Source organism: Bacteroidales bacterium (assembly GCA_023229505.1).
Classification (GTDB): Bacteria; Bacteroidota; Bacteroidia; order Bacteroidales; family JAGOPY01; genus JAGOPY01.
On record JALNZD010000005.1, the window covers coordinates 36,579 to 61,917 of the forward strand.

Below are 25,339 nucleotides of genomic sequence, written 5' to 3' on the forward strand. Positions count from 1 at the left end.
GAATGGATATAAAACAGATCAGCGTCCGCGTCGAAGAATTTACTTCTTTAAAGGAATTGAATAATTCAGACCGGGAATTGCTCGAACAAGCCACACAAGCGTCGGAAACATCCTATTCCCCCTACTCTGCTTTCCGGGTTGGATCTGCTGTTCGCTTGACAAATGGCATTGTGATCAGCGGTAATAACCAGGAAAATGCGGCTTATCCATCAGGGATTTGTGCGGAACGCGTAGCTTTGTTTTATGCCCAGGCTCAATTCCCGGATGTTTCGGTAGATGCAATTGCTATTTTCGCCAGGTCCAATGAGTTTAAACTTGATAAGCCCGTCACTCCCTGTGGAGCCTGCCGCCAGGTCATGGCAGAATATGAGAACCGGCATGGCCGGAAAATGCGGGTCATCATGGGCAATGAAGATGGGCAGATCCAAATCCTTGAGGGCATGGAAAATCTTCTTCCACTTATGTTTATGCTGGAGAAACTGAAGAAAAGATAGTTCAAAGTTCAAAATTTTAATATCTAATTTCTAATATCTAATATCTAATATCTAATTTCTAATTTCTAATTTCTAATGGAATTGATTTCCACCAAGATATGTAAAACCAGCGACATCGGGATCAACAATAACCTGTTTGGCGGTACTATGTTATCCTGGCTTGATGAAGCAGGCGGGGCGATGGCAAGTTCTGTTTGCTGTACCCCGCAGGTGATTACCCTCAAAATTGATGAAGTGCTGTTTAAGAAGCCTGTCAAGGTCAATGAGCACATCAGGATTTACGGGAAAGTTGAAAGGGTTGGCCACACTTCTATTGCACTATACATCGAAGCCAGGCGGTTCAACTTTACAAACCATGAAGAAGAAACAGTCTGTTCAACGAAAGTCATTTATGTCAGGATTGATCCAATGGGTAAACCGGTTGAGATTGACCGTGAAATCAGGGATAAATATAACCAGTAATAAATCAAGATGAAAAAAAGTATACTGCTAGTATTGGGTGTGTTTTTTTTAGGTTCCGCTATGAAATCTGATAAGCAGGCTTATCAGTTTTTTGACCTGAAGGGTAAAAATGCCGATTATAAAGAAGTCTTAAAGGATGCAATAGGATCAGATATTGTCTTTTTCGGCGAACTGCATGACTCGCCCATTTGTCATTGGCTTGAGTTAGAATTAACGAAAGACCTGTTTGCTGAAAAGAAAGACGACCTGGTTATCGGTGCCGAAATGTTTGAATCCGATAACCAGCTTCTCCTGGATGAATATCTTTCAGGTAAAATTAAAGAGCGGAATTTTGAAGATGAGGCTAAGCTCTGGAAGAATTACAAAACCGATTATAAGCCCCTGGTTAAATTTGCACTGGTAAACAAAATCCCTTTTGTAGCTACCAACATACCCCGGCGCTATGCTTCCTTAGTCAATAAAAATGGTCTTACAGCCCTTGACAGTTTGACAGGCGAAGCTAAAGCCCTTCTGCCCCCTTTACCTATCGCTTATGATCCCGAATTAAAAGGATATAAGGAACTGGTTGCGATGATGAAAGAAGCCGGCGGGCACGACACATTAAATATTGCCAAAGCCCAGGCGGTCAAAGATGCGACAATGGCTTATTTCATCCTTCAGAACCGGAAGGAAGGGAAGGTCTTCATCCATTACAACGGCGCTTATCACAGTAATAATTTCGAAGGGATTGTCTGGTATATCCGGCAGGAGAAACCAGATTTGCGGATATTGACCATAGCTTCGGTTGAACAGGATAGTCTCGATACGCTGGCGGAGGAAAATTCCAAACTTGCAGATTATACCCTTTGCATTCCATCATCGATGTGTAAAACTTATTAACCGGTCATGCTTTCCAAAAACCAGGTAAAATACCTTCAATCACTCCGGCTGGGAAAATTCCGTCAACTGAACCGGGCGTTCATCGCAGAAGGGGTTAAACTGGTCGATGACCTGCTGAATAGCCACTTTCGTATTCGCATTATTTATGGCACACCAACCTGGATTGAATCGCATCAGCGAATAATTGCCAGCCAGGAATTCGTTATCCAGGAGGTGACGGAAGAAGAGCTGAAAAAAATCAGTAACCTGGTGACTCCAAATGAGGTACTTGCGGTGGTAGGATATCCTGATTCAGCCATTCCATCACCGGAAACTTTTGGAAATATAATTCTGCTGCTCGACCGCATTCAGGATCCGGGGAACCTTGGCACGATCATTCGCACAGCCGACTGGTTCGGTATCGGACATGTCTTTTGTTCTCCTGATACAGTAGATGTCTATAACCCCAAGGTTATCCAGGCCACGATGGGCTCGTTCTGCCGGGTAAGCTTACACTATACCGATCTTAAGCAACTCTTGATCAGCCTTAGTGATACCTGGCGTATATATGGCACCATTTCTGATGGTGAGAGTATTTATAATACTGAACCGGAATTTCCGGCTGCTATAATCATCGGAAACGAATCAAAGGGGATATCGGAAGAATATTTCCCTCTTTTAACGCACCGGGTGGGGATACCATCCAGGTCAAAGGGCGCCGAATCGCTGAATGCCGCAGTGGCCGCAGGCATCATTTGCTCGGAATTCAGCAGGAGGCTTGGTTAAATTAAAAATTAAAACTTATCAGAATGTTACTTAAAATCCTCATAATTTCGATCGTTCTTATTGGCCTTGCTTTCGCGGGTTTCGCTATAAAAATTCTACTGACTAAAAACGGTGAATTCAAAAAAAGCTGTTCCAGCATTGATCCCACAACCGGGGAGCGTTATGGATGCTCCTGCGGTATTGGCGATGGTGGGGAAGCGTGTGAGAACAGTAGGCAGTAGGTAGTAAGCATTCAGCAGTCAGAAACTTGAAATTTGAAATTTGAAATCTGGAATTTGAAATCTGGAATTTGAAACTATTCCGGCTCAATAATTTCCTCAAACCCTTTTGTAGCATAGGTCTTGTAGGTGCCGACTTCGCCGGAAACGATAAAAAAAGCTTCCATAGCCGGTTCGTTTTCAACAAAATCCCTGGCTTTTTCAAATCCCATGACCATGAAAGCTGTTGCATAGCCGTCGGCTGTGGCGCAATCTCCCGCAAGGACTGAGACGCTTAGCAGCGAATGACGGACGGGATAGCCGGTATGGGGATCGATCGTATGGGAATAACGGATGCCATTTTCTTCATAGTACTTGCGGTAATTCCCGGAAGTAGCAAGTGCCTTTTCAGTCAGCTTTACTTTAGTATTGATTGTACGCTCTGATAAACTGTCTGTAGCAGGGTTTTCGATACCGACCAGCCAGGGTTGCCCGTCGGTCTTTGCTCCTTTCCCCAGGACTTCTCCCCCTATATCGATCAGATAATTTTTTATTCCTTGTGAAACCAGGTAATTCCCGAGCACATCGACCGCATAGCCCTGAGCGATGGCATTAAAATCAAACCGGATACCGGCTGGTTTTAGTATCCTGTTCTGATTATCCAGGCTGACTTTTCTGAACCCAATATATTGCAGCAAGCTATCGACTTTAGCCTGGTCCATCTTCATTTTTCCTTTAAAACCAAAACCCCAGGCATTGACCAGCGGCCCGACGGTACAATCGAAAGCCCCCCCGGTTTTAGCGGCTATTTCCTGGGAGCGTTTGAAAATATCTATAAACCAATTATCAGGCTGAACAAGCGAATCCCCGTTGTTAATCCTTGAAATAATGGATTCGGGCACCCACATCGAAACCGAGAGATCGAAGGCTTTGAGGATGGAATCTATCTGGGGTTGGAAATTTCTTCCTTCTGTATCAAAATAGGTCACGGCATAATAGGTGCCCTGGGTCTGCCCCTGGAACATGACTTTCTTTTGCTCAGAAGTACAGGATAACAGGGAAAATACTGACAGGACAGCAACCCCGTATAGACATGCCTTCATGTGGAAGTTTTAAAAGCGATAGCTGATATTTATGGAGAAGTCTCCATCTGGCCTCACAGTATCATAATCGTAACTTGCTCCCGGAAAATATCTTATTCCGATACTGCCAATCATAGAGAAACTGAAGTTCTTGATCGGCGTGAATATGATGCCATTGTTGACGAAAAATTTCGTGTACAGTCCTTCATTTTTGACTTCTTCATCATATAAATAATTTCCAGATTCATCCCAATAAGTAACCCAACTACTTTCCCAGCCATAACCTATACGAACCTGCGGACCAACAAAATATCTCCATTTACCCTGACCGGTTGGGTAGAAATTTAGACCTAAGCCGGAAAAGAAGATATTATTAAAATTAAAATTGCTGCTTTCATCATATCTATCGAAACAAACTGATAAAGGGATTTTAAAGCCCACTATACCGTTAGATAGTAACCGTTCATAAGAAACAGTAAAATCCATAAAAACTAAGTCAAACAGATCATGAGAGAGAATATTCTTGGCAAAGTCTTTTCTGAGATCAATCTTATCAGGCTTTTCAACATTTTCGGTTTTGCTTATCGTTTCATACTCTCCATTCTCATAGGTGATCAACAAGATATCATTCTTATCGAGAGAATAAACCGGGCCGGCCAGGTTACTAAACTTTTTATACTGGATTTCCTTTTCGCCTATAAGGATGATCTTAGCTTCTTCTTTGGAACCATCTTTTTTGTAGATGATATCCTGGGCGCCGGCGAGAAAGCTGAAGCAAAAGAGAAAGAGGAAAGATAGAATTACGACTTTTTTCATAATTGAATTGTTTTGGTTTGGTTAAAAGCATGCAAAGATAATGCCGGGAAAGTGAGGTTTATTGTTTGGTGAGTAAAATAATCTTAGGATAGAAGAATTGTTAGTTTATTCAGGTTTTCAGTTCAATCCCTTCGGGGTTTTACATTTAAATTCCAAAATCGTCAAACGCGATCATATCCTGGGGCACGCCGTAATCATCGAGCATCTTCAGCACGGCCTGGTTCATCATCGGAGGTCCGCAGATATAATACTCGATCTCTTCCGGTTCCGGGTGTTGTTTTAAATAATTGTCGATGATCACCTGGTGGATGAATCCGGTGTATCCGTTCCAGTTATCTTCCTTTTTAGGTTCTGAAAGGGCGATATTGAATTTGAAATTCGGGGAATTCTTTTCTATCTCCTGGAATTCATCTACATAAAAGAGCTCCCTCAATGACCTTCCACCATACCAGAAAGTAGCTTTACGGTCTGTCCTTTTCGTTCTGAACTGGTCAAAAATGTGCGACCGCATGGGGGCCATGCCGGCTCCGCCACCAATGAACATCATTTCTCTATTGGTATTCTTGATGAAGAATTCTCCATAAGGGCCTGAGATCATCACCTTATCGCCCGCTCTACGGGAGAAGATGAAAGACGAACAAATTCCAGGATTGACCTTCATAAAACCACCGGATTTTCGATCGAAAGGAGGAGTTGCTATACGGACATTGAGCATAATAATATTTCCCTCCGCCGGTTGGTTGGCCATGGAATAAGCCCTGAATATCGGCTCGGTGTTCTTCATTTTGAGGTCCCACATCTTAAACTTATCCCACTCATCACGGTATTCATCCTCCACATGGATATCTTTACCGTAATCCACTTCACAAGGTGGCACATCAACCTGGATATATCCGCCTGATTTGAAATCGAGATGTTCTCCTTCAGGAAGCTTTACAACAAATTCTTTTATGAAAGTGGCGACATTTCTGTTTGATACCACTTCGCATTCCCATTTTTTGATCCCGAAAATATGTGGATCCACCTGAATTTTAAGGTTTTCCCTGACTTTAACCTGGCATCCAAGGCGCCAGTGGTTTTGCTGCTCTTTGCGAGTGAAGTAACCTGTTTCGGTAGGTAGAATGCTACCCCCTCCTTCTAAGACCTGGCATTTGCACATGGCACAGGTACCACCTCCACCGCAGGCTGAGGGAAGGAAAATCCAGCTGTTGGATAAAGTAGAGAGTAAGGATGAACCTGGTGAAACTTCCAGTTCTTTATCATCATTAATTGTAATCTTCACTAAGCCCTGGGGCATTAGTTTCATGCGTGCATAAATCAGGATGCCGACCAGCAGGAGAATGATGACCAGGAAGACGACAATGCTCACGGCAATTACTATTCCAATACTCATAGTCAATTTCTTGAGGATGGGTTTAACATTACAGTTTAATACCTAAAAATGACATAAAAGCCAGTGCCATCAGGCCGGTCAGGATAAACGAAATTCCGAGTCCCCTGAGAGGTGCAGGGATATTAGAATACCGGATTTTTTCCTTGATGGCAGCTATGCCGATGATTGCTATTGCCCAACCCACACCTGAGCCGACCCCGAATACCGTGGCATGTCCCAGCGTAGGGTATTCCCTTTCCTGCATGAACAGGGAACCACCGAGGATGGCACAGTTCACCGCAATCAGTGGCAGAAATATCCCAAGTGAATTGTACAGCGCGGGTGAAAATTTCTCAATGATCATCTCCACCAGTTGGACCATCGAGGCGATAGTGGCGATAAACATCATGAAGCTTAGAAAATTGAGGTCCATATCTGCAAAAGAGGGGGATAACCAGCTCAGGGCACCCGGAGAAAGAAGGTAATTCTGGATGATATAATTCACCGGAACAGTAATAGTCTGAACAAATATTACCGCAATCCCAAGCCCGACAGAGGTTTTGACAGTCTTCGACACGGCCAGGTAAGAGCACATGCCCAGGAAGAAGGCAAAAACCATGTTGTCGACAAAAATGGACTTAACGAACAGATTGATATATTCTTGCATGTTATTTCGGTTTTAGGATGATGAAATCAGCTTTTATCAATTAGTTCAGGTGTTCTGGAACGTTGTATCCAAATGATTAGCCCCACCAGTATTAAAGCCATCGGGGGAAGGATGATCAGGCCGTTATTTTTATAACCCATTTCATAAAAAGCCTGCGGCATTACCGGGTAACCCCAGAGTGTGCCGGATCCAAATAGTTCCCTGACAAATCCGAGGGCCAGGAGTATCCAGCTATAGCCCAATCCATTACCAATACCATCAAGAAACGACTGCCAGGGTTTGTTTGCCATGGCAAAGGCTTCCAGGCGGCCCATCAGGATACAATTGGTAATGATCAATCCTACGAATACCGACAACTGCCTGCTGACATCATAGACATAGGCTTTCAGAAACTGGTCAACCAGGATTACCAGGGTAGCCACTATAGTCAACTGTACGATGATCCTGATCCTTGGAGGTATTCCGTTCCGGATCATGGATATGATTAGATTGGAAAAGGCAGTGACCACAACCAAAGATATAGCCATTACAAAAGCGGGCTTAAGTTTGGCTGTGACAGCCAGGGCGGAGCATATCCCTAAAACCTGGACGGTAATGGGATTATCTATATTAAGCGGATTGGTGATCAGCTTTCTGTTCTTTGCAGAAAAAAGGGATTCTTTTTCCTTGGCTTCCATGCTTATTTAATATTTTGTTTCTTAATAAATTCAAGATAATTAGTCAGGTTGCTTTGCAGCATTGCCGAAACCCCATTGCTGGTTATGGTCCCACCAGATATGGCATCGACCCCATGGACCAGTTGTTCGGGAGTAAGTATTTTTGATGCGCCTTTCATGACTTTGATGGATGTGAATTTTCCATTCTCGTCAAAAATTTTCTTTCCGATAAACTGAACTTCAAATTCAGTATTTTGGATCTCGGCGCCTAAACCGGGGGTTTCTTTATCATGTCCGAACATGGAACCGGCGACAGTGTTAAAGTCCCCCTCCAGAGCCAGGTTACCATAAACCGGCCCCCAAAGGCCCCTTCCGAGTAGAGGAAAGATATACAACTTTTTCCCGTCGATATCTGCGATATAAAGGGGCAGCTCAAATTCATTCCCTTTTGACTGTTTATAGAGTTCCTCTTTCAGGTTGATCTCAAAAGGCCTCACATCTCCCTTTTCGAGCTTTTGATTCTTGTATATGCCAATCAAATCGCCCTGTGGTGAGAGTGCATCCTCTTCGACAATATATTTATCAAAAAGTTCAATTGCATTCTCCGCACTGGCTTCGATATTGGCAGCGGCAAGTATACTTCTCATCCTGGCTACGGCAACATTTTTATCCTGTGCCGGTTTAAGAAGCATAGCCACGGAAGACAGGACGGCAGCAACCAGGATCACCATGATGGCGGCGTATCGGAACACATATGAGTTACTGTACATATATTTTAATTTTATTCCGGTTCGACATTAAATCAGGCTTTTGCAGGTTTAATTCTTTTCAATCGCTTACTGATATTGGCTTCCACGACATAGTAATCGATAAGCGGCGCGAAGACGTTCATCAGCAGGATGGCGAGCATGACTCCTTCAGGGTAGGCAGGATTGAATACACGGATCAGGATCACCAAAATCCCGATAAGGAATCCATAAATCCATTTGCCACGGTTGGTCTGGGCTGCGCTGACCGGGTCTGTGGCCATGAAGACTACGCCAAAAGCAAACCCGCCCATGATCAGGTGATAATAAGCAGGTATTGCCGTGTAATCGTTAAAAGACACCAGGTTAAGGAAATAACTGAAACCGAGTGCTCCTACAACGGCAGAAAGCATGATTTTCCAGCTTCCAATGCCGGTTGCAATAAGGATTACAGCACCAATCAGGATTGCCACCGTGGAGGTTTCACCAATGGAGCCAGGGATAAAACCAAGGAACATGTCGATTGGAGCTGGTATCTTATCAAATTCTCCGACCAGCGCGTGGCCTAGCGGGGTTGCACCCGAAAAGGCGTCGGCTTTTTCGGCGATCCATACTTTATCGCCTGTCATGTCCTGCGGATAGGCGAAAAACAGGAATGCCCTGGCTGTCAGGGCAGGGTTCATAATATTCATTCCCGTTCCACCGAAGACTTCTTTTCCGAAAATAACGGCAAAAGCCACTGCCAGCGCTAACATCCAAAGCGGAATATCCGGAGGCATCACCAGCGGTATGAGCATCCCGGTAACCAGGAAGCCTTCATTGACTTCGTGACCCTTTACCTGGGCAAAGGTAAACTCGATGCCTAAACCTACCACATATGACACTACAATTATCGGTAACACTTTTAGGAAGCCGTACCCGAACATCTGCCAGAATCCGGTAGTTTCACCAGGCGACAGGAAGTGCTGGAAGCCAATATTGTATATCCCGAAAAGCAATGACGGGATCAGGGCAATGATTACTACGGTCATTGTCCTTTTCAAATCAATGGCATCCCGGATATGACTGCCGGTATGGGTGACTTTATTGGGAATAAAAAGGAAAGATTCAAAGGCTTCAAAAGTCGCATGAAGCTTTTCAAATTTTCCCCCTTTTTCAAATTGGGGTTTTACCCGGTCCAGGAAATTTCTGAGTGATTTCATCAGAGCCCTATCTTTAAATTTTTAATTCCAAATTCCAAATTCCAAATTCTGACTGCTGTCTTCTGTCTTCTGACTTCTGTCTTCTGACTTCTTTATCCCTAACTCATTTCCTTGCGCATCAGGTCAAGTCCTTTACGCACGATAGCCTGTATTTCCGTTTTCGACGTGTCAATAAACTCGCAGAGGGCAAAGTCTTCTTCATCGACCTCATATATACCAAGCTTTTCCATCAGGTCAATATCTTCAATCAATATGGCTTTGATAAGCTGCAGTGGATATATATCCCATCCGAAAACCTTTTCGAAGTAGCCGGTCATCACGTAAGCCCTTTCCCCGCCGTTATAATTTGTATCGAGCCTGAATTTCTTTCCTGGCTTTAGCCAGGAGAAATAGGATCGCGAATAGCTGAATTTCTTTAATCCAGGCAGGGCCCAGCCTAAAAACTCGAAATGGTCGCCTTCGGGAATAACCGAAACCTGTGAATCATAAAAGCCAATATATCCGATCTTTTCGATTCTTTGCCCGGTAAGAGGATTACCGCTGATATAGCGGACATCATCGCTGATCAGGTTATCTTTTATCATATCGGATATTGAAGACCCTATTTTGGTCTTAAAATAATGGGGCCGCTTCACTTCCGAACCGGTCAGGGCCACCATGTGAGTGGCATCTACTTTCCCGTTAAGGAACAGGCGGCCGATATGGAGCACTTCCTGCGGGCGAAGGTACCAAACCGCATCTCCTTTATTGATGGGGTCGAGGAATGCGATTTGGGTGCCTGCATTGCCGGCAGGGTGCCTTCCCGAGAATTTATTGAGCTGAACACCTTTACAGTTTATGAAAACCTTGGATGGTTGGGCGTCTGCACTAACATTCAGGTGAACCGCACCTTCCGTCAATTTTGTAAGTGCATCAATACCAACCTGGAAAGCATCTCCATAGCCATGGACAATGAGGTCGTAATCGGGTGCCAGCGGGGCCGTGTCGAAAGTGGAAATAAAGATTGCTTTGGGCTTGACTGCAGGGTCAGCAATGACAGAATAAGGGCGCTGGCGTATCATGGGCCAGATGCCGCTGATGAGCATTTTTTCGATAATCTCTTCCCGTGTAAGCTTGTTGGGGTCGCCTTTGCCGAAATCAACTGCCGTGTCTTTCCCGTCAGATTCAATAACAATCTCAAGCAGGATGCGCTTCTCCCCACGCCTCAGCTCTTTCACCTTACCACTGATGGGTGAGGTAAAATGGATCTGTTCCTTGTATTTATCGAAAAAAAGCGGGGAGCCTGCTTTTACCGCATCACCCTCCTGGATGAGCAGTTTTGGAAATACACCAACAAAATCTGTAGGTTTGATGGCACAGTATTTCGGGTTTATTTCAGTGACGGTCTTTTCGGCTTCACCATCCAGGTTGATCGTAAGCCCTTTCCTGATCTTGATTTTGATCTCTTCAGACATATCAAAAAACATCAATATTTTCGGGTGTGCAATTTTACGAATTATTTGTGAAGGAAAACAGCAAAATATAAGTACTAAAAATAAAATTTATTTGGTTTTACTGGTGACAGTAAAAGATTAAGAAGATCACAAAGGACATTTCGCGAACTTTCCGAAAAATCTTTGCGATCTTTGCGTTAAAATTTTATTTCAAAAGCCAAAATGCAAAAAAGTATTTTAACAACTTTCTCTATAATCATTCTCTGCCTGTCACTGGTTTTTCCGTTCCAGGCCCAGGATGACCCTTATTACAAATCCGGATTCATTCACAACGACAATGCCGTTTACCAGGATAATATACAGACGGTGATTTTGTACAAAGCAGGGTTCGAACTCTCTCCGCCCATTATCCAGCTTAATACCGGTGAAAAACTAGTCTTTGCTTTTGATGACCTTGATGGCGGTTATAAACAATACAAGTACACACTTATACATTGCGACGCATTCTGGAATACCTCCCAGCTCCAGCAGATGGAATACCTGGACGGATTTACGGAAGATTACATTCAAAATTACAAATCCTCCTTCAATACTACTGTTCCATATGTGAATTATGTCCTTGAATTTCCGACTGATTACCTGAAGATCAGAAAGTCGGGGAATTATATCCTTAAGATTTATCTCGACACGGATAAAGATGAGAATGTGGTGATTACCAGGCGGTTCATGGTATATGACCCGAAAGTCACCGTACAGGGAAAGGTAGGTAATTCGGTTGATTTGTACCTCCGCGATACCCATCAGCAGGTGAACTTCAAAATTATCACTGATAATTATTATCTCACAGATGCTTACAGCAACCTTCATGTTTTAGTCATGCAGAATGGCCGCTGGGACAACATGATACGGAACATCCAACCCAGGATGATCACCGGGAATGAATATGATTTCAGCCTGTTGGAACAGCTTGCATTCCCGGCAGGGAATGAGTTTCGTTATTTCGATATGAAAACACTGAAGTACAACACTGACAGGATGCAGTCGATTCAATATACTGAAGAAGGTTTCCAGGTTTACCTGACGACAGATATACCAAGAGCAAACGGCAATTATTATTCAGAGGAGGATATCAATGGCCGGAAGCTGATCTCAGCGAACGACACCCGGGATTCATATACCGAAGGTGATTACGCCTGGGTTCATTTTATGCTCCAGTATAAGGCGCCTTCAGCCGAGGGCAACCTTTATGTTTTCGGGGCTTTGTCCGACTGGCAATTCAATCCTGCCAACCTGATGAGTTATAATTTCGACCAAAAAGCTTACGAGGCTAAAATTTTCCTGAAACAGGGCTATTACAACTATGTCTATGCTTTCCTGGAGAACAGGTCGAATGTCGGTGATGTCACTTTTATCGAAGGCAGCTTCTGGCAGACTGAAAATGAATACACCATCTATGTGTATCACCGGCAGCAGGGGGATTCGTATGATCAGCTGATTGCGGTGGGGTTTTTGAATAGCAGGGAGTAGGCAGTTGGCAGTCGGCAGTTGGACAGTTAGAATGGAAATGACAACAAATAACTACTTAATAACCACCTAATAACCAATAACCAATAACCAACCTGCCTCACTCATACCTGAGCGACTCGATCGGATCGAGCTTTGCTGCTTTGTTGGCGGGGATGATGCCGGAAATCAATGCAACGATAAAACAAAGGGTCACGCCGAGGAGGATCCAGGGCCAGGGGATGATAAATCTGGTTTTCAGGATCATGGAAAGGACGTTTCCTATAATGATCCCTAAAGTGATACCGAGAAATCCACCGATCTGTGCAATAACTACTGACTCTACCAGGAACTGGTTGCGGATGGCTTGTTTGGTGGCTCCCATCGCCTTGCGGATGCCGATTTCAAGTGTCCTTTCGGTTACAGAGACCAACATGATGTTCATCAGGCCGATAGCAGCTCCCAGCAAAGTGATCAGACCGATAAAAGTAGCCGCCAGCGCAACATACTTGATATTATCAGTCAGCATTTTTGCGATAGTGTCACTTTTAGTGATCTCGAATGTCTGCTCCTCTCCTACCCGGTCTTCACGGATGATCCGGAAAAGGCCGGTGGCTTCACCGATACACTGGTCTATCTTCAGCGGATCCTGGGTAGACACATCAATGCCAAAGGACCGGTCGGGACGGGGAAAGTACTGCCTCACATTGCTCAGCGGAAGCATGCACCTGTTATCGCCTGAGAAACCAATGCTCGATCCTTTCTCTTTCAGCACCCCGATCACCTGGTATTTGCCCGGTCCGACAGATATTAACGCACCGATGGGATCTTCGTTTTCTTTAAATATCAGTTTTTCGATCTGGCTGCCAATGATCACCACATGTGCCCCATAGTAAACCTCGTTTTCATTGAAATTTCTTCCTTTCCCGATTTCCTGCCCGGCGGTGACCAGGTAGTTCTCATCGGTGCCCATGACGGCTACATTGGGATTGGTCTTTTCTGACCGGTACTTTAAGGTTGCTGTGTGCGTGGCAAAAGTAGATACTGAAACAAAAGCGGGAAAATCGAATTCTTCTTTGAACCTGAGAGCCTGATCATAAGTGATCCGCTCGTACATCTTGGGATCATTGCTCCGGCCACCCATCTGCACCATCATTTCGCGGTTGCGTATCGAAAATGTATTTGCCCCCATCATCGTAAAATTCTCATTCAGGAAAAACTTAATGGAGTCAATCGCCGTAAGAATGCCTACCAGCGCCATAATACCGAAGGCGATGATCATGACGGTCAGGATAGTCCGCAGCAAGTGGCTGCGGATCGATTCTATCGAAATGCGGATATTTTCCTTGAGATGGAGATTCATATTATCAAAGGTAATAAGATTTAACAAATGCCAAATCGATATTAGTTAATGGTTATTGGTTATTAGGTTCCAAATTTCAAATTTCAAATTTCAAATTTCACGTCTCATAGTTGTTTAAGCTTTTTGTAAAGCCTTGCAGCAACATTAAGCACAAAAGGCAACCTGTTGATCACAACCCGCTGGTAAATGCATTCTTTGGAGCCAAAGCTTTTATAAAACCTGGCCAGGCTGGGGTCGTTGGAGCCGTCGAAGTCGAAGGTCAGGTGGCGGCCGGCATGTTCACGGATGAATGAATCGATCAGGAATGGCATGGCGCCAGCCTGGCGCCCGTCTTCACTCAGACCGGAAAAAAGGAAGATGGCTTTGTTGTTGCTCAGGATGAAAAAAGCGCCGGCGCAAAGCTGGTTATGCTGATCGTAAACACCCTCGATGTTCGCGATCCCTTTATACATGCAGGTATAGGCGATCCGTTTCAATTTCAGGTAATCCTTATCACCAAGATGAGTAATGTCCTTGCCGCGGTTTTTCCTGAATAGGTCGATAATATCATCCGGTTTGATATTTTTTGAGATGGTCAGCTCCGCTTTTTCCGGCTTTTTTAAATTTCTGACTAAATTTTCTGAATAGCCTTCGCGGATCTTTTCATAGCTATGGATCAGGTCGAGTTCATGGTTAAGCTGCGGGATCATCTTAATGGATAGTTCTTCGGTTTTATTCAGCGTATTCAGGTTGATCTCCACTTGCATGAATTTTGAGGGAATAGCTTGAATAAAAGCGCACAGTGCCTCCGCGTCGAGCTTTGTTGTGGAATAAAGGCCAAGCTGTTGGGTAAAGAAAGGTTGATAAATGTAAGATATTCCGAATTTCCTGCAGTGAACAAGCGGAAAGACCCGTTCATAGTCGTTTTCCACCAACGCATCCCACTCCCCGGCCACGATATCGAGAAACCAGGAATATCCATACAGGTTTCCGTTAAAGGAATGGTTGATGCAACTATTCCACTTGTTGTCGTCGATATGTTTCCTTTGCAGGTATTTGATCACTTTAATGTTTGTTGATAGTATTCAAGGATGGAGATGAGTACTTCACGCCATCCTTTGTATTGATCTTTTTCGCTCAAAGAGTAATTGTGCCAGATACCAATCGCTTCGCCACCATAAATTTCTACCTGATTTATCAGGTCTTTTATTTCTTCAACAGCTGCTTCGGGTGTGATCCTCAAATGGTCGATCATGGCGGAATCCATGAATATAAAAGGATGAATCCGCAGGTTCGACCTTTCTTCCCTTTCAAGATCATAAAAATAAAAGGGTGTGCAGGTACTGGCCCGAAACCCGTTTAAGGAAGAGTAACCCATTGAGAAATCCTCCCTGATCCCGGCCGCGGCCAGATCACGGTATGTTTGCGGGAATTTCAGCCGCAGGAAGTGAAAGCGGCTGGTTATCACTGGCTTTTGGACGATTTCTTCCAATCTTAGCTTTTCTTTTTTAAATATTTCAGGACGAATAAAAGATTGATATGAGGGATGGAGTCCCATTTCTGCCGTAAGGCTTAATTTTAATAACAATTCCCTGAACTGCTTGCTACGGTATGTAATATTCCGGTCGTACCTGCCAAAATCACCCAGCAGTGCAAAATACATTATCGGGTGGCCATACTTTGCCGCTAAATCCAGGTGAAGCTGGAAATTATCATAAGGATCGGCCATTTTTCCGGCCAATGTGTAAATACGCTCTTTGAACTGGCGGAAATCAACTTTCAGCAACAGTTTCAGCCAGGCAGCCGCGGCCCTTGGCCATCCTTTGCCTGAATGGGCAAAGGCGATATCAATATCAAATGACGGGACAAAACGGAAAGGTTGTCCTGGAAGGCTGATTCCCGGGAACTGAGCCTTCAGCAGGTTTTTCATCTCATGCACGATGGCATCCACCAGCGGGATCTGTAGAAATTCTTCGCGGTAAGCAATGCTCAATTCAGGCTGGAACCGTCCGTGCTCATCCGGCTCAAAAGGCAGATACTCTTCATACCGGCTGATTAAATAAAATGAAAGGGCGAAGGGATCGAAAGGCAAGGCAGATGCACCCTCAACCTTGAAAAATACGGGGAGGCCATTCCATTTGGAGACTTTAATATTCTGCTCTACAATACCTTTTTCATCTAAAACAGGATAAGGCTTAAAGTGCAATCCGCCTGGTATTTCATCTGAATTATAACTGATTTTTGGCCCAATAAAAGATCGATATTCTTCCCGGTTCTGGGTCAATTGGCAACCCGCACCCAGGATATCGCCGAAAATAAAATCGAAGATAAACCGGTGCCGTTCGGTGATATGGTCACAGTAAACCAGGATCATGGCTGATTTTATCTGCTAAAGTGTGAATTCCAATGGCAGCCAATATTGATTTGGCATTTTCACGAAGGTACAATTCAGGACTGAAACGGGCCAAATTTTTCGCTTTATTTTGAAGAATGTCATTCTTGATAACAGGATAGGCGACCTCCAGGTCGACCAGGATGCAGGAAACCTGGCTGATCATTACTTTTTTTGCAATTTGCTGTTCGGTCAAAAGCTGTTCCAGCCCTCCCAAAGCCATTGTCCAGCCCGGCTTTTTCGCATACAGCAAATACTCTTTCCTCGCTGGTGTTACTGCATTTTCATCTAAATAAATCCTGATCTTTTTGAATTTCCGGTAGCTGACCTTTTCCATTTCTTCCACATGATGAACAAAAGTAAAAGCTGCGCTGATGGTCGTATCGATCAGCAGCATCTTTGCATGATGTTCTTTCATAAAAGCGAAAGGGGAATCCGTGGAAAAAGAGCTTTGATTATTCAGGGCGGAAAGGGCCTCAGCATGTTTCCCCCAAACGAGGAAAGAATGCAGCGGGTTTTTGGTCCGCATAAAATCACGTCTTCTCAGCGCTGCTGTTGCCAACGCACCGGTGATAGGTATAGATTTAGCCGGATGATAATACCCGTTATTTTTAAGATTGAAGTTAAAAGCAGGAATGACGAGGGTACCGTCCGCGCTGAGGTGCTGCTGCATGCTGTCGATGAAGTGATTGATATTAAATTCCCCTTCTTTCCTTCGGGCAAGCATAGCCAGCCTGGTCAGGTCGGCAGTGACCATCAGTAAACTGCCCGGGGAAATCCCCAGGTTCCTGATCATGTCCATGTAACTCGGGTTTGGCACTAATCCCAGGTTTTACGGTATTGCTGCAGTTCTTCCAGGTAGCCGAGTTTTTTCCAGAATTCTTTTGCTAAGGGATTTCCGGTTATGACCTGCAACTCGATGGAATGTACTTTTTTCGTCAGGAACCAATCTTCCAATAGATTTACCAGAACTTTTCCAATTCCCGATCGCCTGGAATCGTCATCGACATAAACATGTGTAATTGATCCTACCGCAAATCCGCCAAGATAATCAGGTAAAAATTTAACCATTCCATGCGCAAAACCAACGGCTTTACCCCAGTCTTTCACAAGTATCACCAGTCCATATTTTCCCGAAGTATTCCGTACCGTTTTGAGCCATTTTTCAGTTCCATCAGCACTAAGCGGCAGCAAGAGCCCTATTTCGTCCATCCGTGAATACATCCGGGTAAAAAGTTCCCCGACAACAATCCAATCCGGGTCCTCCGGTTGGTCCAGCTTTATGTAATCATACTCTCTCATCATTTTTTATTCTCAAAGGTCCTGATCAATCCACCCAATGTAGTAAATTCACCTGAATCCAGCGCCTGCTCAAAATCAATTTCATGAAGATAGATTTTCTCCATCGATGCCACCATATCGACAAACTCAAGGGAATTGAGCAGCCCGCTTTTAACCAGGTCAAAGCTTTCTCCCAGTTCACTCTCCTGGATACCTATCCGTTGAAGTTTATCCCGGAGTAATTCCATCACCTGTTTCCTGATATTGCTATCCATTTGTGTATTTTATCTTCAAAGCTGCCAGGTCCACTTTTCCATTAGGATTTAGGGGGATTTCTTCCACAAAGATAAATTTTCCCGGGATCATATACCAGGGAAGCTGTTGCCGGCAGAATGCATCCAATTCCATCTCCTCAATTTTTTCCGGTTTTTTCCCCAGGATGAAAGCCAGGATTATCCCCTGGCCATTGACAGCCTCTTCAAAGATAACAACGGCTTGTCCGACCGGTTCGTATCCGGCCAGTACATTTTCGATTTCCTTCAGGTTGACCCGGTAACCGGAAATTTTCACCTCTGCATCTTTTCTTCCTAAAAAAAACAGGTCACCATCCTCGTCAATTTTCACCAGGTCGCCGGTTTTATACCATAATTGCCGTTTACCAGGATTCTGAAAAAAAGCCTCGCGGTCAGCTTGTTCATTTTCGAAGTAGCCATCGACCACCTGGTTTCCGCTTAAGCAAAGTTCGCCTTCGTTAACCTGTGAGGTTTCCCCATGAATCATTAATGAATTCCCTTCAAAAACCCTTCCAATAGAGATGATACCCAGTTCACTTTTCCATAGTTCAGGTTTATCTAGCAATTCATAGTGAGTAATAGCAATCGTTGCCTCGGTCGGGCCGTAAAGATTAACAAGCCGCGATTGCGGAGCGGCAATTCTCCAGGCTGTTGCCGACAGGGAATGAAACGCTTCGCCACAGAAGAAGCTCAGCCGGATAGTAGGAAATGCAGCCGGTTTAAGCAACCTCATCCGTTCCATAAGTATTACGACTGAAGGGACGGAAAACCAAACGGTTGGTTGCTTTTCACGGATAAAACCGGCCATGGCGAACGATGAACTATCCTGTGGTACGCACAGGCAGGCGCCTGACGACCAGGCGAGAAAGAGATCATGGACGCTAAGATCGAAGGTCAGGTCGAAATTCTGGGTGAACCGGTCTTCGGGATGAAAATCATAAGTCTTCATCATGAAATCAAGGTAACTGGCCAGATTCTGGTTGGATACCGGCACTCCTTTTGGCTTTCCTGTTGTCCCGGAGGTAAAAAGCAGGTAGGCAGGATTTTGAGCAAGGGTTTCCTCACTGGTAACCTGTGAGATTCCTCCCTCCGGGAAAATGACATACATCCCGGATGGATATAAATCAAGTACGTTATCCAGTTCATCATCAGAATTATCGCCGGCGATCAGCGTCCGGACGCGAGCTTTCTCCAGCATATAAACGCTGCGTGTGGCTGGAAACCGGGGATTCAGCGGCAGGTAAGCCTTGCCGGCCATCATGATCCCCAGGATGCCGGCATAGCAGGAAAAACTTTTATCAGCCATCACAGCAATGAACGGACACTGATCGTTCAGGTCGGAGATGGATCCGGCAACCGCTGAGGCCGACTCTGTCAGTTCCCGGTAGGAATAGCTTGCATTATGCAATTCCAGTGCAGGGCGATCAGGGTATTTCGAGGCGGTCTGTAAGATTCGCTCCACAGGAGATTTGCCCATATTTGAACCGGAGATATTCATCGGCCTGCCTCCTCTTCAAGCATGAGTGCATCGCAGAAAAACTTCGTCGCCCAGTTTGGAAAAGCAAACGGCTCATAGCGGCCCCAGACAGGGAAAGAGCCGGGAATAGCGCCCCGTGTATTGCCAGTTTCATTGAAACCCCTGGTTTGGATGAAAATAAGCAGACTGGTCATTCGTTGCGCTGCCTGGAGATAAGTTCCATCATCGTAAATACTGTAAAGTTTCAGCCAGGTAATGGCCATCTGGGCGCAGCCCGTACAGAGCAAATATTCTGTTCCATTCCAGTTCCGGTCATATCTTCCATCCAGGTGACCCCGCGAAAGAAAGAGGTCGCGCAGTTTCACAGCGCCGGTAACCGCAGCCTCAATGTATTTGTCTTCTTTTAAGATAATGCCGCAATCAATCAGCCCGTCGAGGGTATAGGCAATCGTATGGAGAATCGGCTTATCGTTACGCTTAACGGTATTATCACAATCCTCAAACCATCCGTTTTCCTGCATTTTGTTCCGGATCACCCAGTCGAGGTTGCCAATGGCAGCTTTTCTGAATTTCTCTTCGCCTGTAATTTCAAATAGCTGCAACAGCGGGGCATCCACAAAAGTGTCGTAAACACGGGCTTTGCCCATCAGGGCATGGATTTGCCAGAATCCCCCGCGGTGCTGGATTTCAGAAAGCCACTTGCCGGCTCTGAAGGCAGCATCGAGGTATTTTGACTCCCCGGAATATTCATGTGCAGCGATCATCCCGCGGATCACCTGACCGGTGTTAAAAACGATCTCAGGTTTATTTTCGCCAATCCTACCACCCTGCCAACCGCCACTGTCTTTCTGGATATCCAACAGGAAATCTGCCGCCATGATAGACGCTTTCACAGCTTCCGGTTGATTATTTTTTTCACTATAATGGATCAGGGTAGGAATGATATAGCCGGTTGTTTCAGGATAGGAAGATGACCATTTATTGACCAGGTGATAAGAGCCCATACCGCAATCAATATTAGCCTTTTGGGCCATCATCAGCCAGCCGGCGGCTTTATCAATGGCCGCTTTTTTCTCCTTTGCTGAATAAGTGAAATCCTGCCGGAAAACATCTTTCTTCATTAAAAACCGCTTTACATCTTCCAGGACAAACCTCCGCCCAGGGCTGAAAGAAGTTTTCAGGAAGTATTCCGTATAAAGTTTCAGGCTTTTCAGCATCTTTCGACAGGGTTTATCCTAAGGTAAGATTAAATAATCGAAACAAAGATAAGTAAGTCTTTTTATAGCCCACCTGCCGAATCTTTAGTATTTTTGAGCGGCAGGAAAGCAGGATTAAGATTTAATATGGACAATTTCATCGTTTCGGCCCGGAAATACAGGCCAGCCACTTTCGACATGGTGGTAGGGCAGCAGTCGATCACTTCGACCTTGAAAAACGCCATCCGCAACAACCAGCTGGCCCAGGCATTCCTTTTTTGCGGTCCGAGGGGTGTGGGTAAGACAACATGCGCCCGTATCCTGGCCAAAACGATCAATTGCCTCAACCCGGTCAACCATGTAGAAGCCTGCGATAAATGTGAATCCTGCCTGTCATTCAACCGGTCTGCTTCTTTTAACATCCATGAACTTGATGCCGCCTCCAACAATTCGGTAGATGATATCCGTAACCTGGTCGACCAGGTGCGGGTCCCTCCCCAGGTTGGAAAATACAAGGTATATATTATCGATGAAGTCCACATGCTTTCGCCTGCAGCTTTTAATGCATTCCTGAAGACACTGGAAGAGCCGCCGGCTTATGCCAAATTCATCCTGGCCACGACGGAAAAGCACAAGATCATTCCAACTATCCTGTCCCGCTGCCAGATCTTTGATTTCAAGCGTATCAGCGTGAAGGACATTGCCGGTTATCTTGCTTTCGTTGCGAAGAGTGAAAATGTCGAAGCGGAAGAAGAAGCCCTGCATGTGATCGCACAAAAAGCTGACGGGGCCATGCGTGATGCACTTTCTTTCTTTGACCAGCTTGTTAGCTTTTCCGGCAATAAGCTTACCTATGAAACGGTTACCGAACACCTTAACATTCTTGATCACGCCTATTATTTCAGGGTCCTTGACCAGTTACTTGCCCAGGATACCGCCGGACTTCTCCTGACAATCAACGAGATCATCAACCGGGGGTTCGATGGGCAGCATTTCCTGATCGGGTTAGGGGAACATCTAAGGAACCTTTTAGTGTGTCAGGATGCGGCCACGGTCATGCTTTTGGAGATCAGCGCCAATCTGCATCAAAAATATATTGAACAGTCGGTCCGCTGCTCGCCATTATTCCTGTTAAAAGCCCTTGAGATACATAACCAGTTCGACCAAAGCTATAAAACCAGCAATAATAAGCGGTTGCAGCTAGAACTCGCCCTATTGCAGATCTGCACCTTGGCTGTCGTGGCAAATCCCGCAGGCGGCGAAAAAAAAAACTCCCTGATTCCCCCGGAAGGGGTTAAAACAGAGAGTAATGAAACTGCATTTCCCGTTTCGTCTAAGATAGAAGTTAAAAAACCGGCCGTAAGCCCGGGTCCGCCTGCTGATCGTCCCCCCACATCTGTTTCTGGTTCCCGTACCATCTCCATCAAACCTGAAAATCATATACCAAAAATTGTTAAAGGCGGGGAAAATGGCAGCAGTCCTGAGCATGTTGCACAAAATGATTTTAACCAGGAAAAGTTGGAAAAAGTCTGGACCTATTACACGGAAAGCATTGCCCAGCAATATCCTAATTTTTACAGTATCCTTTCCACCCGAAAACCAATGCTGAAGGAGAATTTCATCATTCAACTCCGGATCGACAATCGGGCACAGGAATTGACCCTCAAGGAAAGAAAGGGCGATTTGCTGGATTTTCTTCGTGGGGAATTACGGAATCAGAAGATTCAACTGGAAACTGATCTTGTTGAATCGGTCAGCCAGTCGAAGCCTTACACTGCCGAAGACAAATACCGCGTAATGGCAGAGAAAAACCCGGCGCTCAAAGCGTTGAGGGAAAGTCTGGACCTGGAACTGGAGTTATAGTTGACAGTTGACAGAATAGGTAACTGCCTACTGTCAACTGTCAACTGCCTACTCCTTATGCACCGGATTCGCCGTATTATCTTCAATATTCACCGGTAACAGAACAGCTTCAACGATATTCCCGCCAAAGAACTGCTGTGCGGCAGCCTTCAGGGATTCCCGTGTCATACCGTTCACATAATTTTCGTATTCAAGATATTCGGTCAGGTCTGTCTGATAATAATCCTTATTCTTGATAATGTTCATCCAATAGTGATTCTGACGGAGATTTTCCTGGTGCACTTTGAGTTTATTTTCGATCACACCGTGGAGGTCCTTTTCAGTGGGGCCTTCGGTTCTCAGCTTTTCTATCTCCTGGTAAACGATGTCTTTCAGCTTTCCGGTATTTTGCGGGTCACAGTCGAAATAGATCAAAACTGAATAATTTTCATAAGGGTACTTATCCATACTTTCATAGACTGCTGCACCATAAGTACCGCTTTGTTCCTCCCGGATAGTTTCCACATACCTGACATCAAGTACATCACAAAGTGATGAAAGGTTTATCCGTGCCTGGAAATCATCATAATCGAAAGTTCCGGAATAGGTAATATAAACGGTTCCTTTCGGGACTTTCATATCGCGTTTGATCTCCCTGTCCACTTTTCCTGCCGGCGGCCTGACATTATTGTCTACCCAGGTTTCTTCGCGACTGACTTTTGGCAATCCACCCAGGTACTTTTCCATGAGTGGTTTAGCCTTTTCTATGTCGATATTCCCGACAAAGTAGAAAATGAAACTTCCCGGGTCGCCGAAACGGGTTTTAAAGATGGACCGCATTTTTTTCAGGTTAGCCTCACTTAATAGTTCTGAGGTTAAAGGTCGAACCCTTGGGTTATGGTTCGCCATCAGGACCGTAACCGTATCCATCAGGGCTGATTCGGGTTCGAGGGCTTTGTTATCGAGAACGGCCTTCATCCGCTTGATAAAGGCATTGTAGGCCACATCATCGGTCCGCGGGGCGGTGAAGTACAAATTCACCAACTGAAGCATCGTTTCCAGGTCCCTGGCTGAACAGGATCCTTCAAAGCCTTCGGCATTTTCCTGGATAACAGGGGAAACATTGGCAATTTTGCCGGATAGCTTTTTCCCGAGGGCCATTTTATCAAATTCACCCAGGCCGCTTTCCTGGACAACATAAGTCGTGAAATCGGCTGATATCACGTCTTTGATTTCATAAAGGGAACTTCCGCCATAGCTGAAGGCACTCATCAGGATCTCATCGTCCTTAAAATCAGTGGTTTTCATCACCACTTTCACGCCATTTTCAAAAGTCCATTCTGTTGTTCCAAGGGTCTTGTTTTTGCCTTTCTTATCTACAACTGAAGGTATAGGTTCCGTGGTCATTAAAGGTTGGTCAGTAACTTTATCAACATAAGCCGTAACAACTTCCTGATCTACGGCAGCGATGATATCCCTGATTTCCTGTTCATGCGGTATTTTGATATCCGCGCTTTCCGGCGCCATGATCGCGATTACCCTGTTCTCGTTGGTGATCCATTCTTTCGCCTGGGCATTGACTTCTTCCAGCGTGATCCCGGGCAGGACCTGGTTTACAAAAGCATAATCAAAAGCGATTCCCGGCGCAGGCTCCTTTTCGAGGAAGTTCGAGAAGTACTGCCATACATAGGAATCATTCTCCATCTTGTCTTTTTCAGCATATTGCTTTTCGATACCCCTTTTAAGGTCATTTTTCGCCCGTTCCAGCTCTGTTGCGGTGAAGCCAAACTGGAGGACACGTTTATTTTCAGTGAGAAGGGCGCGGAGCGCCTTGTCAAGTTCATTATTGTTGCCCACGGCAATCGCCATAAAGCCGTCTTTCGTCCTGACCAGGTTGGTATAAAAAGCATAACCGTAAACAAAAGGCGGGTTTTCTGACAGGATGAGTTCCTGCAAACGTGTATTCAGCATGGAATTGAACAGTTGTTGTTTATAACCGTTCCGGTAATATTCCATATCACGGTTTTCTTTCGCGTCCTTTTTATAAAAAACTTCGACGATCGGATACTGGGCTTCCTTATCGGTTTGCACCGTGATCAGCGTTTCCTGGTGGTCAGGTACCGGGAAGTATTCGCGTTCCCTTGGATTTTCCTTTTTGGGGACAGTTGAGAAAAGGTCCTTGATCTGTTTCTCCATTTGTTTACCATCAAAATCCCCGACGGCGATGATAGCCTGCAGGTTGGGCCTGTACCAGTCGGCATAGAAGCGTTTTACCACATCATAAGGGATGGTATCGATGATAGCGATATCCCCGATGACATCATGAACGGCATATTTAGAATTCCGGAAGACGACCTTATTGGCTTCCTTCATCATGCGGAACATAGCAGAGCGGCCCTGGCGCCATTCTTCGTGGATCACGCCCCGCTCAGCATCGATCTCTTCGTTTTCAAAAGAGATATTATTGGCCCAGTCGTACAGGATAAGCAGGGCCGTATCGATGACTTTCGGATCGGTGGTTGGCACTCTCTGCAGCATATAATTGGTCTCGTCGCTGCTGGTGAAGGCATTAATTTCCGGGCCGAACTTCATCCCGATAGATTGCAGGTAGTTGAGGATGTCCTTTTTTTCGAAGTTTTTAGTTCCGTTAAAGGCCATATGTTCACAGAAGTGTGCCAAGCCGTTCTGGTCGGCATCTTCCGACAGGGCACCCACGTTCACCGCGAGGTATAACTCGGCCCGTTCCTTCGGTTCCCGGTTTTCGCGGATATAGTAGGTCATTCCGTTATCGAGTCTGCCATAGATCACGGCAGGGTCGAGCGGCACATGTGTCTTGGGGGCATAGGTGACCTCTTGTGCAAAAAGAGAAATTGTTATGAACAGCATGACCAGGCTGCTCAGCAAGAAATAGGTTAATTTTTTCATGTATGAAAATGTTTTGGTTATGTTAATTCAGGCAAAGGTAGGAATTATCGACAGAAAAGAAAAAACCTGAAAACTAAAAGGAAAGCCAATAAAAATAAAGCCAGTTAATTATCAATGTAACTAACTGGTTTTCAACTTGTGGGAGTTACTGGATTCGAACCAGTGACCCTCTGCTTGTAAGGCAGCGTTTTTTATCTTTAACAGTTTATAACATTTTTTATCCACCCTTTGATATTGCTACTAAATTAACTATTTTAGCTTTTATATTTTTTAATCATTTTTAATATGATACCTTTACCTCTACCTTTACCTTGATA

General features: G+C 45.0%; 24 protein-coding genes. 7 read left to right on the forward strand and 17 right to left on the reverse strand.

Annotation, left to right across the window (positions count from 1 at the left end):
- The first annotated feature begins 2 nt into the window (after positions 1-2).
- The 5 genes from cdd to M0Q51_03055 all read left to right on the forward strand — a co-directional run bounded on the left by cdd (position 3) and on the right by M0Q51_03055 (position 2,821).
- Complete coding sequence (gene cdd, locus M0Q51_03035; GenBank protein MCK9398957.1) at positions 3-494, forward strand: cytidine deaminase; 492 nt, start codon at positions 3-5, stop codon at positions 492-494.
- A 75-nt stretch (positions 495-569) separates the two neighbouring features.
- Positions 570-956 (forward strand): hypothetical protein, encoded by a 387-nt coding sequence (locus M0Q51_03040; GenBank protein MCK9398958.1) that lies wholly within the window; start codon positions 570-572, stop codon positions 954-956.
- A 9-nt stretch (positions 957-965) separates the two neighbouring features.
- Positions 966-1,835, forward strand: coding sequence for a ChaN family lipoprotein (locus tag M0Q51_03045; GenBank protein MCK9398959.1), 870 nt, complete (start codon positions 966-968; stop codon positions 1,833-1,835).
- Between the two features lie 6 nt (positions 1,836-1,841).
- Positions 1,842-2,600, forward strand: a complete 759-nt coding sequence (locus M0Q51_03050) for an RNA methyltransferase (protein ID MCK9398960.1) — start codon at positions 1,842-1,844, stop codon at positions 2,598-2,600.
- 23 nt (positions 2,601-2,623) lie between these two features.
- A complete protein-coding gene (locus tag M0Q51_03055; protein ID MCK9398961.1) occupies positions 2,624-2,821 on the forward strand; it encodes a hypothetical protein in 198 nt (65 codons plus the stop codon).
- A gap of 74 nt (positions 2,822-2,895) precedes the next feature.
- Here the strand turns inward: M0Q51_03055 and M0Q51_03060 are convergent, their stop codons facing one another.
- The 8 genes from M0Q51_03060 to M0Q51_03095 all read right to left on the reverse strand — a co-directional run bounded on the left by M0Q51_03060 (position 2,896) and on the right by M0Q51_03095 (position 10,792).
- The gene (locus tag M0Q51_03060; GenBank protein MCK9398962.1) at positions 2,896-3,900 is read right to left on the reverse strand and encodes an FAD:protein FMN transferase; all 1,005 of its coding nucleotides are present in this window, start codon (positions 3,898-3,900) and stop codon (positions 2,896-2,898) included.
- Between the two features lie 9 nt (positions 3,901-3,909).
- Positions 3,910-4,695 carry a hypothetical protein gene (locus M0Q51_03065; GenBank protein ID MCK9398963.1) on the reverse strand — a complete coding sequence of 262 codons (786 nt, stop codon included), beginning with the start codon at positions 4,693-4,695 and terminating at the stop codon, positions 3,910-3,912.
- Positions 4,696-4,840: 145 nt separating this feature from the next.
- On the reverse strand, positions 4,841-6,082 hold the full coding sequence (nqrF, locus tag M0Q51_03070) for an NADH:ubiquinone reductase (Na(+)-transporting) subunit F (GenBank protein MCK9398964.1): 1,242 nt from the start codon (positions 6,080-6,082) through the stop codon (positions 4,841-4,843).
- A 34-nt stretch (positions 6,083-6,116) separates the two neighbouring features.
- On the reverse strand, positions 6,117-6,734 hold the full coding sequence (gene nqrE, locus M0Q51_03075) for an NADH:ubiquinone reductase (Na(+)-transporting) subunit E (protein ID MCK9398965.1): 618 nt from the start codon (positions 6,732-6,734) through the stop codon (positions 6,117-6,119).
- A gap of 26 nt (positions 6,735-6,760) precedes the next feature.
- Positions 6,761-7,411, reverse strand: coding sequence for an NADH:ubiquinone reductase (Na(+)-transporting) subunit D (locus tag M0Q51_03080; protein MCK9398966.1), 651 nt, complete (start codon positions 7,409-7,411; stop codon positions 6,761-6,763).
- A 2-nt stretch (positions 7,412-7,413) separates the two neighbouring features.
- Positions 7,414-8,160 carry an NADH:ubiquinone reductase (Na(+)-transporting) subunit C gene (nqrC, locus tag M0Q51_03085; GenBank protein ID MCK9398967.1) on the reverse strand — a complete coding sequence of 249 codons (747 nt, stop codon included), beginning with the start codon at positions 8,158-8,160 and terminating at the stop codon, positions 7,414-7,416.
- A 32-nt stretch (positions 8,161-8,192) separates the two neighbouring features.
- Complete coding sequence (locus M0Q51_03090) at positions 8,193-9,338, reverse strand: NADH:ubiquinone reductase (Na(+)-transporting) subunit B (protein ID MCK9398968.1); 1,146 nt, start codon at positions 9,336-9,338, stop codon at positions 8,193-8,195.
- 98 nt (positions 9,339-9,436) lie between these two features.
- Positions 9,437-10,792: a Na(+)-translocating NADH-quinone reductase subunit A gene (locus M0Q51_03095; protein ID MCK9398969.1), complete on the reverse strand. Its 1,356-nt coding sequence runs from the start codon at positions 10,790-10,792 to the stop codon at positions 9,437-9,439.
- A 201-nt stretch (positions 10,793-10,993) separates the two neighbouring features.
- Here M0Q51_03095 and M0Q51_03100 point away from each other — a divergent pair, with 201 nt between their 5' ends.
- Complete coding sequence (locus M0Q51_03100; GenBank protein MCK9398970.1) at positions 10,994-12,298, forward strand: DUF5103 domain-containing protein; 1,305 nt, start codon at positions 10,994-10,996, stop codon at positions 12,296-12,298.
- Positions 12,299-12,395: 97 nt separating this feature from the next.
- Here the strand turns inward: M0Q51_03100 and M0Q51_03105 are convergent, their stop codons facing one another.
- From M0Q51_03105 to M0Q51_03140, 8 genes are all read right to left on the reverse strand, one after another.
- Positions 12,396-13,637: an ABC transporter permease gene (locus M0Q51_03105; protein MCK9398971.1), complete on the reverse strand. Its 1,242-nt coding sequence runs from the start codon at positions 13,635-13,637 to the stop codon at positions 12,396-12,398.
- Positions 13,638-13,741: 104 nt separating this feature from the next.
- On the reverse strand, positions 13,742-14,680 hold the full coding sequence (locus M0Q51_03110; protein ID MCK9398972.1) for a hypothetical protein: 939 nt from the start codon (positions 14,678-14,680) through the stop codon (positions 13,742-13,744).
- On the reverse strand, positions 14,677-15,990 hold the full coding sequence (locus tag M0Q51_03115) for a polysaccharide deacetylase family protein (protein MCK9398973.1): 1,314 nt from the start codon (positions 15,988-15,990) through the stop codon (positions 14,677-14,679). Before M0Q51_03115 ends, M0Q51_03110 begins: the two co-directional genes overlap by 4 nt.
- The gene (locus tag M0Q51_03120; GenBank protein MCK9398974.1) at positions 15,971-16,828 is read right to left on the reverse strand and encodes an AAC(3) family N-acetyltransferase; all 858 of its coding nucleotides are present in this window, start codon (positions 16,826-16,828) and stop codon (positions 15,971-15,973) included. The genes M0Q51_03115 and M0Q51_03120 overlap by 20 nt, the downstream gene beginning before the upstream one ends.
- Positions 16,828-17,313 carry a GNAT family N-acetyltransferase gene (locus tag M0Q51_03125; GenBank protein MCK9398975.1) on the reverse strand — a complete coding sequence of 162 codons (486 nt, stop codon included), beginning with the start codon at positions 17,311-17,313 and terminating at the stop codon, positions 16,828-16,830. Before M0Q51_03125 ends, M0Q51_03120 begins: the two co-directional genes overlap by 1 nt.
- On the reverse strand, positions 17,310-17,564 hold the full coding sequence (locus M0Q51_03130; protein MCK9398976.1) for a hypothetical protein: 255 nt from the start codon (positions 17,562-17,564) through the stop codon (positions 17,310-17,312). The genes M0Q51_03125 and M0Q51_03130 overlap by 4 nt, the downstream gene beginning before the upstream one ends.
- Positions 17,557-19,059: an amino acid adenylation domain-containing protein gene (locus M0Q51_03135; GenBank protein MCK9398977.1), complete on the reverse strand. Its 1,503-nt coding sequence runs from the start codon at positions 19,057-19,059 to the stop codon at positions 17,557-17,559. The genes M0Q51_03130 and M0Q51_03135 overlap by 8 nt, the downstream gene beginning before the upstream one ends.
- A gap of 17 nt (positions 19,060-19,076) precedes the next feature.
- Positions 19,077-20,276, reverse strand: a complete 1,200-nt coding sequence (locus M0Q51_03140; GenBank protein ID MCK9398978.1) for a hypothetical protein — start codon at positions 20,274-20,276, stop codon at positions 19,077-19,079.
- Between the two features lie 126 nt (positions 20,277-20,402).
- Between M0Q51_03140 and M0Q51_03145 the strand changes: the two genes are divergently transcribed.
- On the forward strand, positions 20,403-22,118 hold the full coding sequence (locus M0Q51_03145) for a DNA polymerase III subunit gamma/tau (protein MCK9398979.1): 1,716 nt from the start codon (positions 20,403-20,405) through the stop codon (positions 22,116-22,118).
- 48 nt (positions 22,119-22,166) lie between these two features.
- Here M0Q51_03145 and M0Q51_03150 read toward each other — a convergent pair whose 3' ends face one another.
- Positions 22,167-25,022: an insulinase family protein gene (locus M0Q51_03150; GenBank protein ID MCK9398980.1), complete on the reverse strand. Its 2,856-nt coding sequence runs from the start codon at positions 25,020-25,022 to the stop codon at positions 22,167-22,169.
- Positions 25,023-25,339 lie beyond the last annotated feature (317 nt).

Bases quoted from the DNA above. Each gene is read 5' to 3' on its own strand.
- M0Q51_03125 (MCK9398975.1), bottom strand. From the start codon at position 17,313: ATGATGAGAGAGTATGATTACATAAAGCTGGACCAACCGGAGGACCCG.
- M0Q51_03105 (MCK9398971.1), bottom strand. From the start codon at position 13,637: ATGAATCTCCATCTCAAGGAAAATATCCGCATTTCGATAGAATCGATC.
- M0Q51_03050 (MCK9398960.1), top strand. From the start codon at position 1,842: ATGCTTTCCAAAAACCAGGTAAAATACCTTCAATCACTCCGGCTGGGA.
- M0Q51_03150 (MCK9398980.1), bottom strand. From the start codon at position 25,022: ATGAAAAAATTAACCTATTTCTTGCTGAGCAGCCTGGTCATGCTGTTC.
- nqrC (MCK9398967.1), bottom strand. From the start codon at position 8,160: ATGTACAGTAACTCATATGTGTTCCGATACGCCGCCATCATGGTGATC.
- M0Q51_03095 (MCK9398969.1), bottom strand. From the start codon at position 10,792: ATGTCTGAAGAGATCAAAATCAAGATCAGGAAAGGGCTTACGATCAAC.
- cdd (MCK9398957.1), top strand. From the start codon at position 3: ATGGATATAAAACAGATCAGCGTCCGCGTCGAAGAATTTACTTCTTTA.
- M0Q51_03065 (MCK9398963.1), bottom strand. From the start codon at position 4,695: ATGAAAAAAGTCGTAATTCTATCTTTCCTCTTTCTCTTTTGCTTCAGC.
- nqrE (MCK9398965.1), bottom strand. From the start codon at position 6,734: ATGCAAGAATATATCAATCTGTTCGTTAAGTCCATTTTTGTCGACAAC.
- M0Q51_03145 (MCK9398979.1), top strand. From the start codon at position 20,403: ATGGACAATTTCATCGTTTCGGCCCGGAAATACAGGCCAGCCACTTTC.
- M0Q51_03055 (MCK9398961.1), top strand. From the start codon at position 2,624: ATGTTACTTAAAATCCTCATAATTTCGATCGTTCTTATTGGCCTTGCT.
- M0Q51_03040 (MCK9398958.1), top strand. From the start codon at position 570: ATGGAATTGATTTCCACCAAGATATGTAAAACCAGCGACATCGGGATC.
- M0Q51_03060 (MCK9398962.1), bottom strand. From the start codon at position 3,900: ATGAAGGCATGTCTATACGGGGTTGCTGTCCTGTCAGTATTTTCCCTG.
- M0Q51_03115 (MCK9398973.1), bottom strand. From the start codon at position 15,990: ATGATCCTGGTTTACTGTGACCATATCACCGAACGGCACCGGTTTATC.
- M0Q51_03090 (MCK9398968.1), bottom strand. From the start codon at position 9,338: ATGAAATCACTCAGAAATTTCCTGGACCGGGTAAAACCCCAATTTGAA.
- M0Q51_03140 (MCK9398978.1), bottom strand. From the start codon at position 20,276: ATGCTGAAAAGCCTGAAACTTTATACGGAATACTTCCTGAAAACTTCT.
- M0Q51_03080 (MCK9398966.1), bottom strand. From the start codon at position 7,411: ATGGAAGCCAAGGAAAAAGAATCCCTTTTTTCTGCAAAGAACAGAAAG.
- M0Q51_03045 (MCK9398959.1), top strand. From the start codon at position 966: ATGAAAAAAAGTATACTGCTAGTATTGGGTGTGTTTTTTTTAGGTTCC.
- M0Q51_03130 (MCK9398976.1), bottom strand. From the start codon at position 17,564: ATGGATAGCAATATCAGGAAACAGGTGATGGAATTACTCCGGGATAAA.
- M0Q51_03135 (MCK9398977.1), bottom strand. From the start codon at position 19,059: ATGGGCAAATCTCCTGTGGAGCGAATCTTACAGACCGCCTCGAAATAC.
- M0Q51_03100 (MCK9398970.1), top strand. From the start codon at position 10,994: ATGCAAAAAAGTATTTTAACAACTTTCTCTATAATCATTCTCTGCCTG.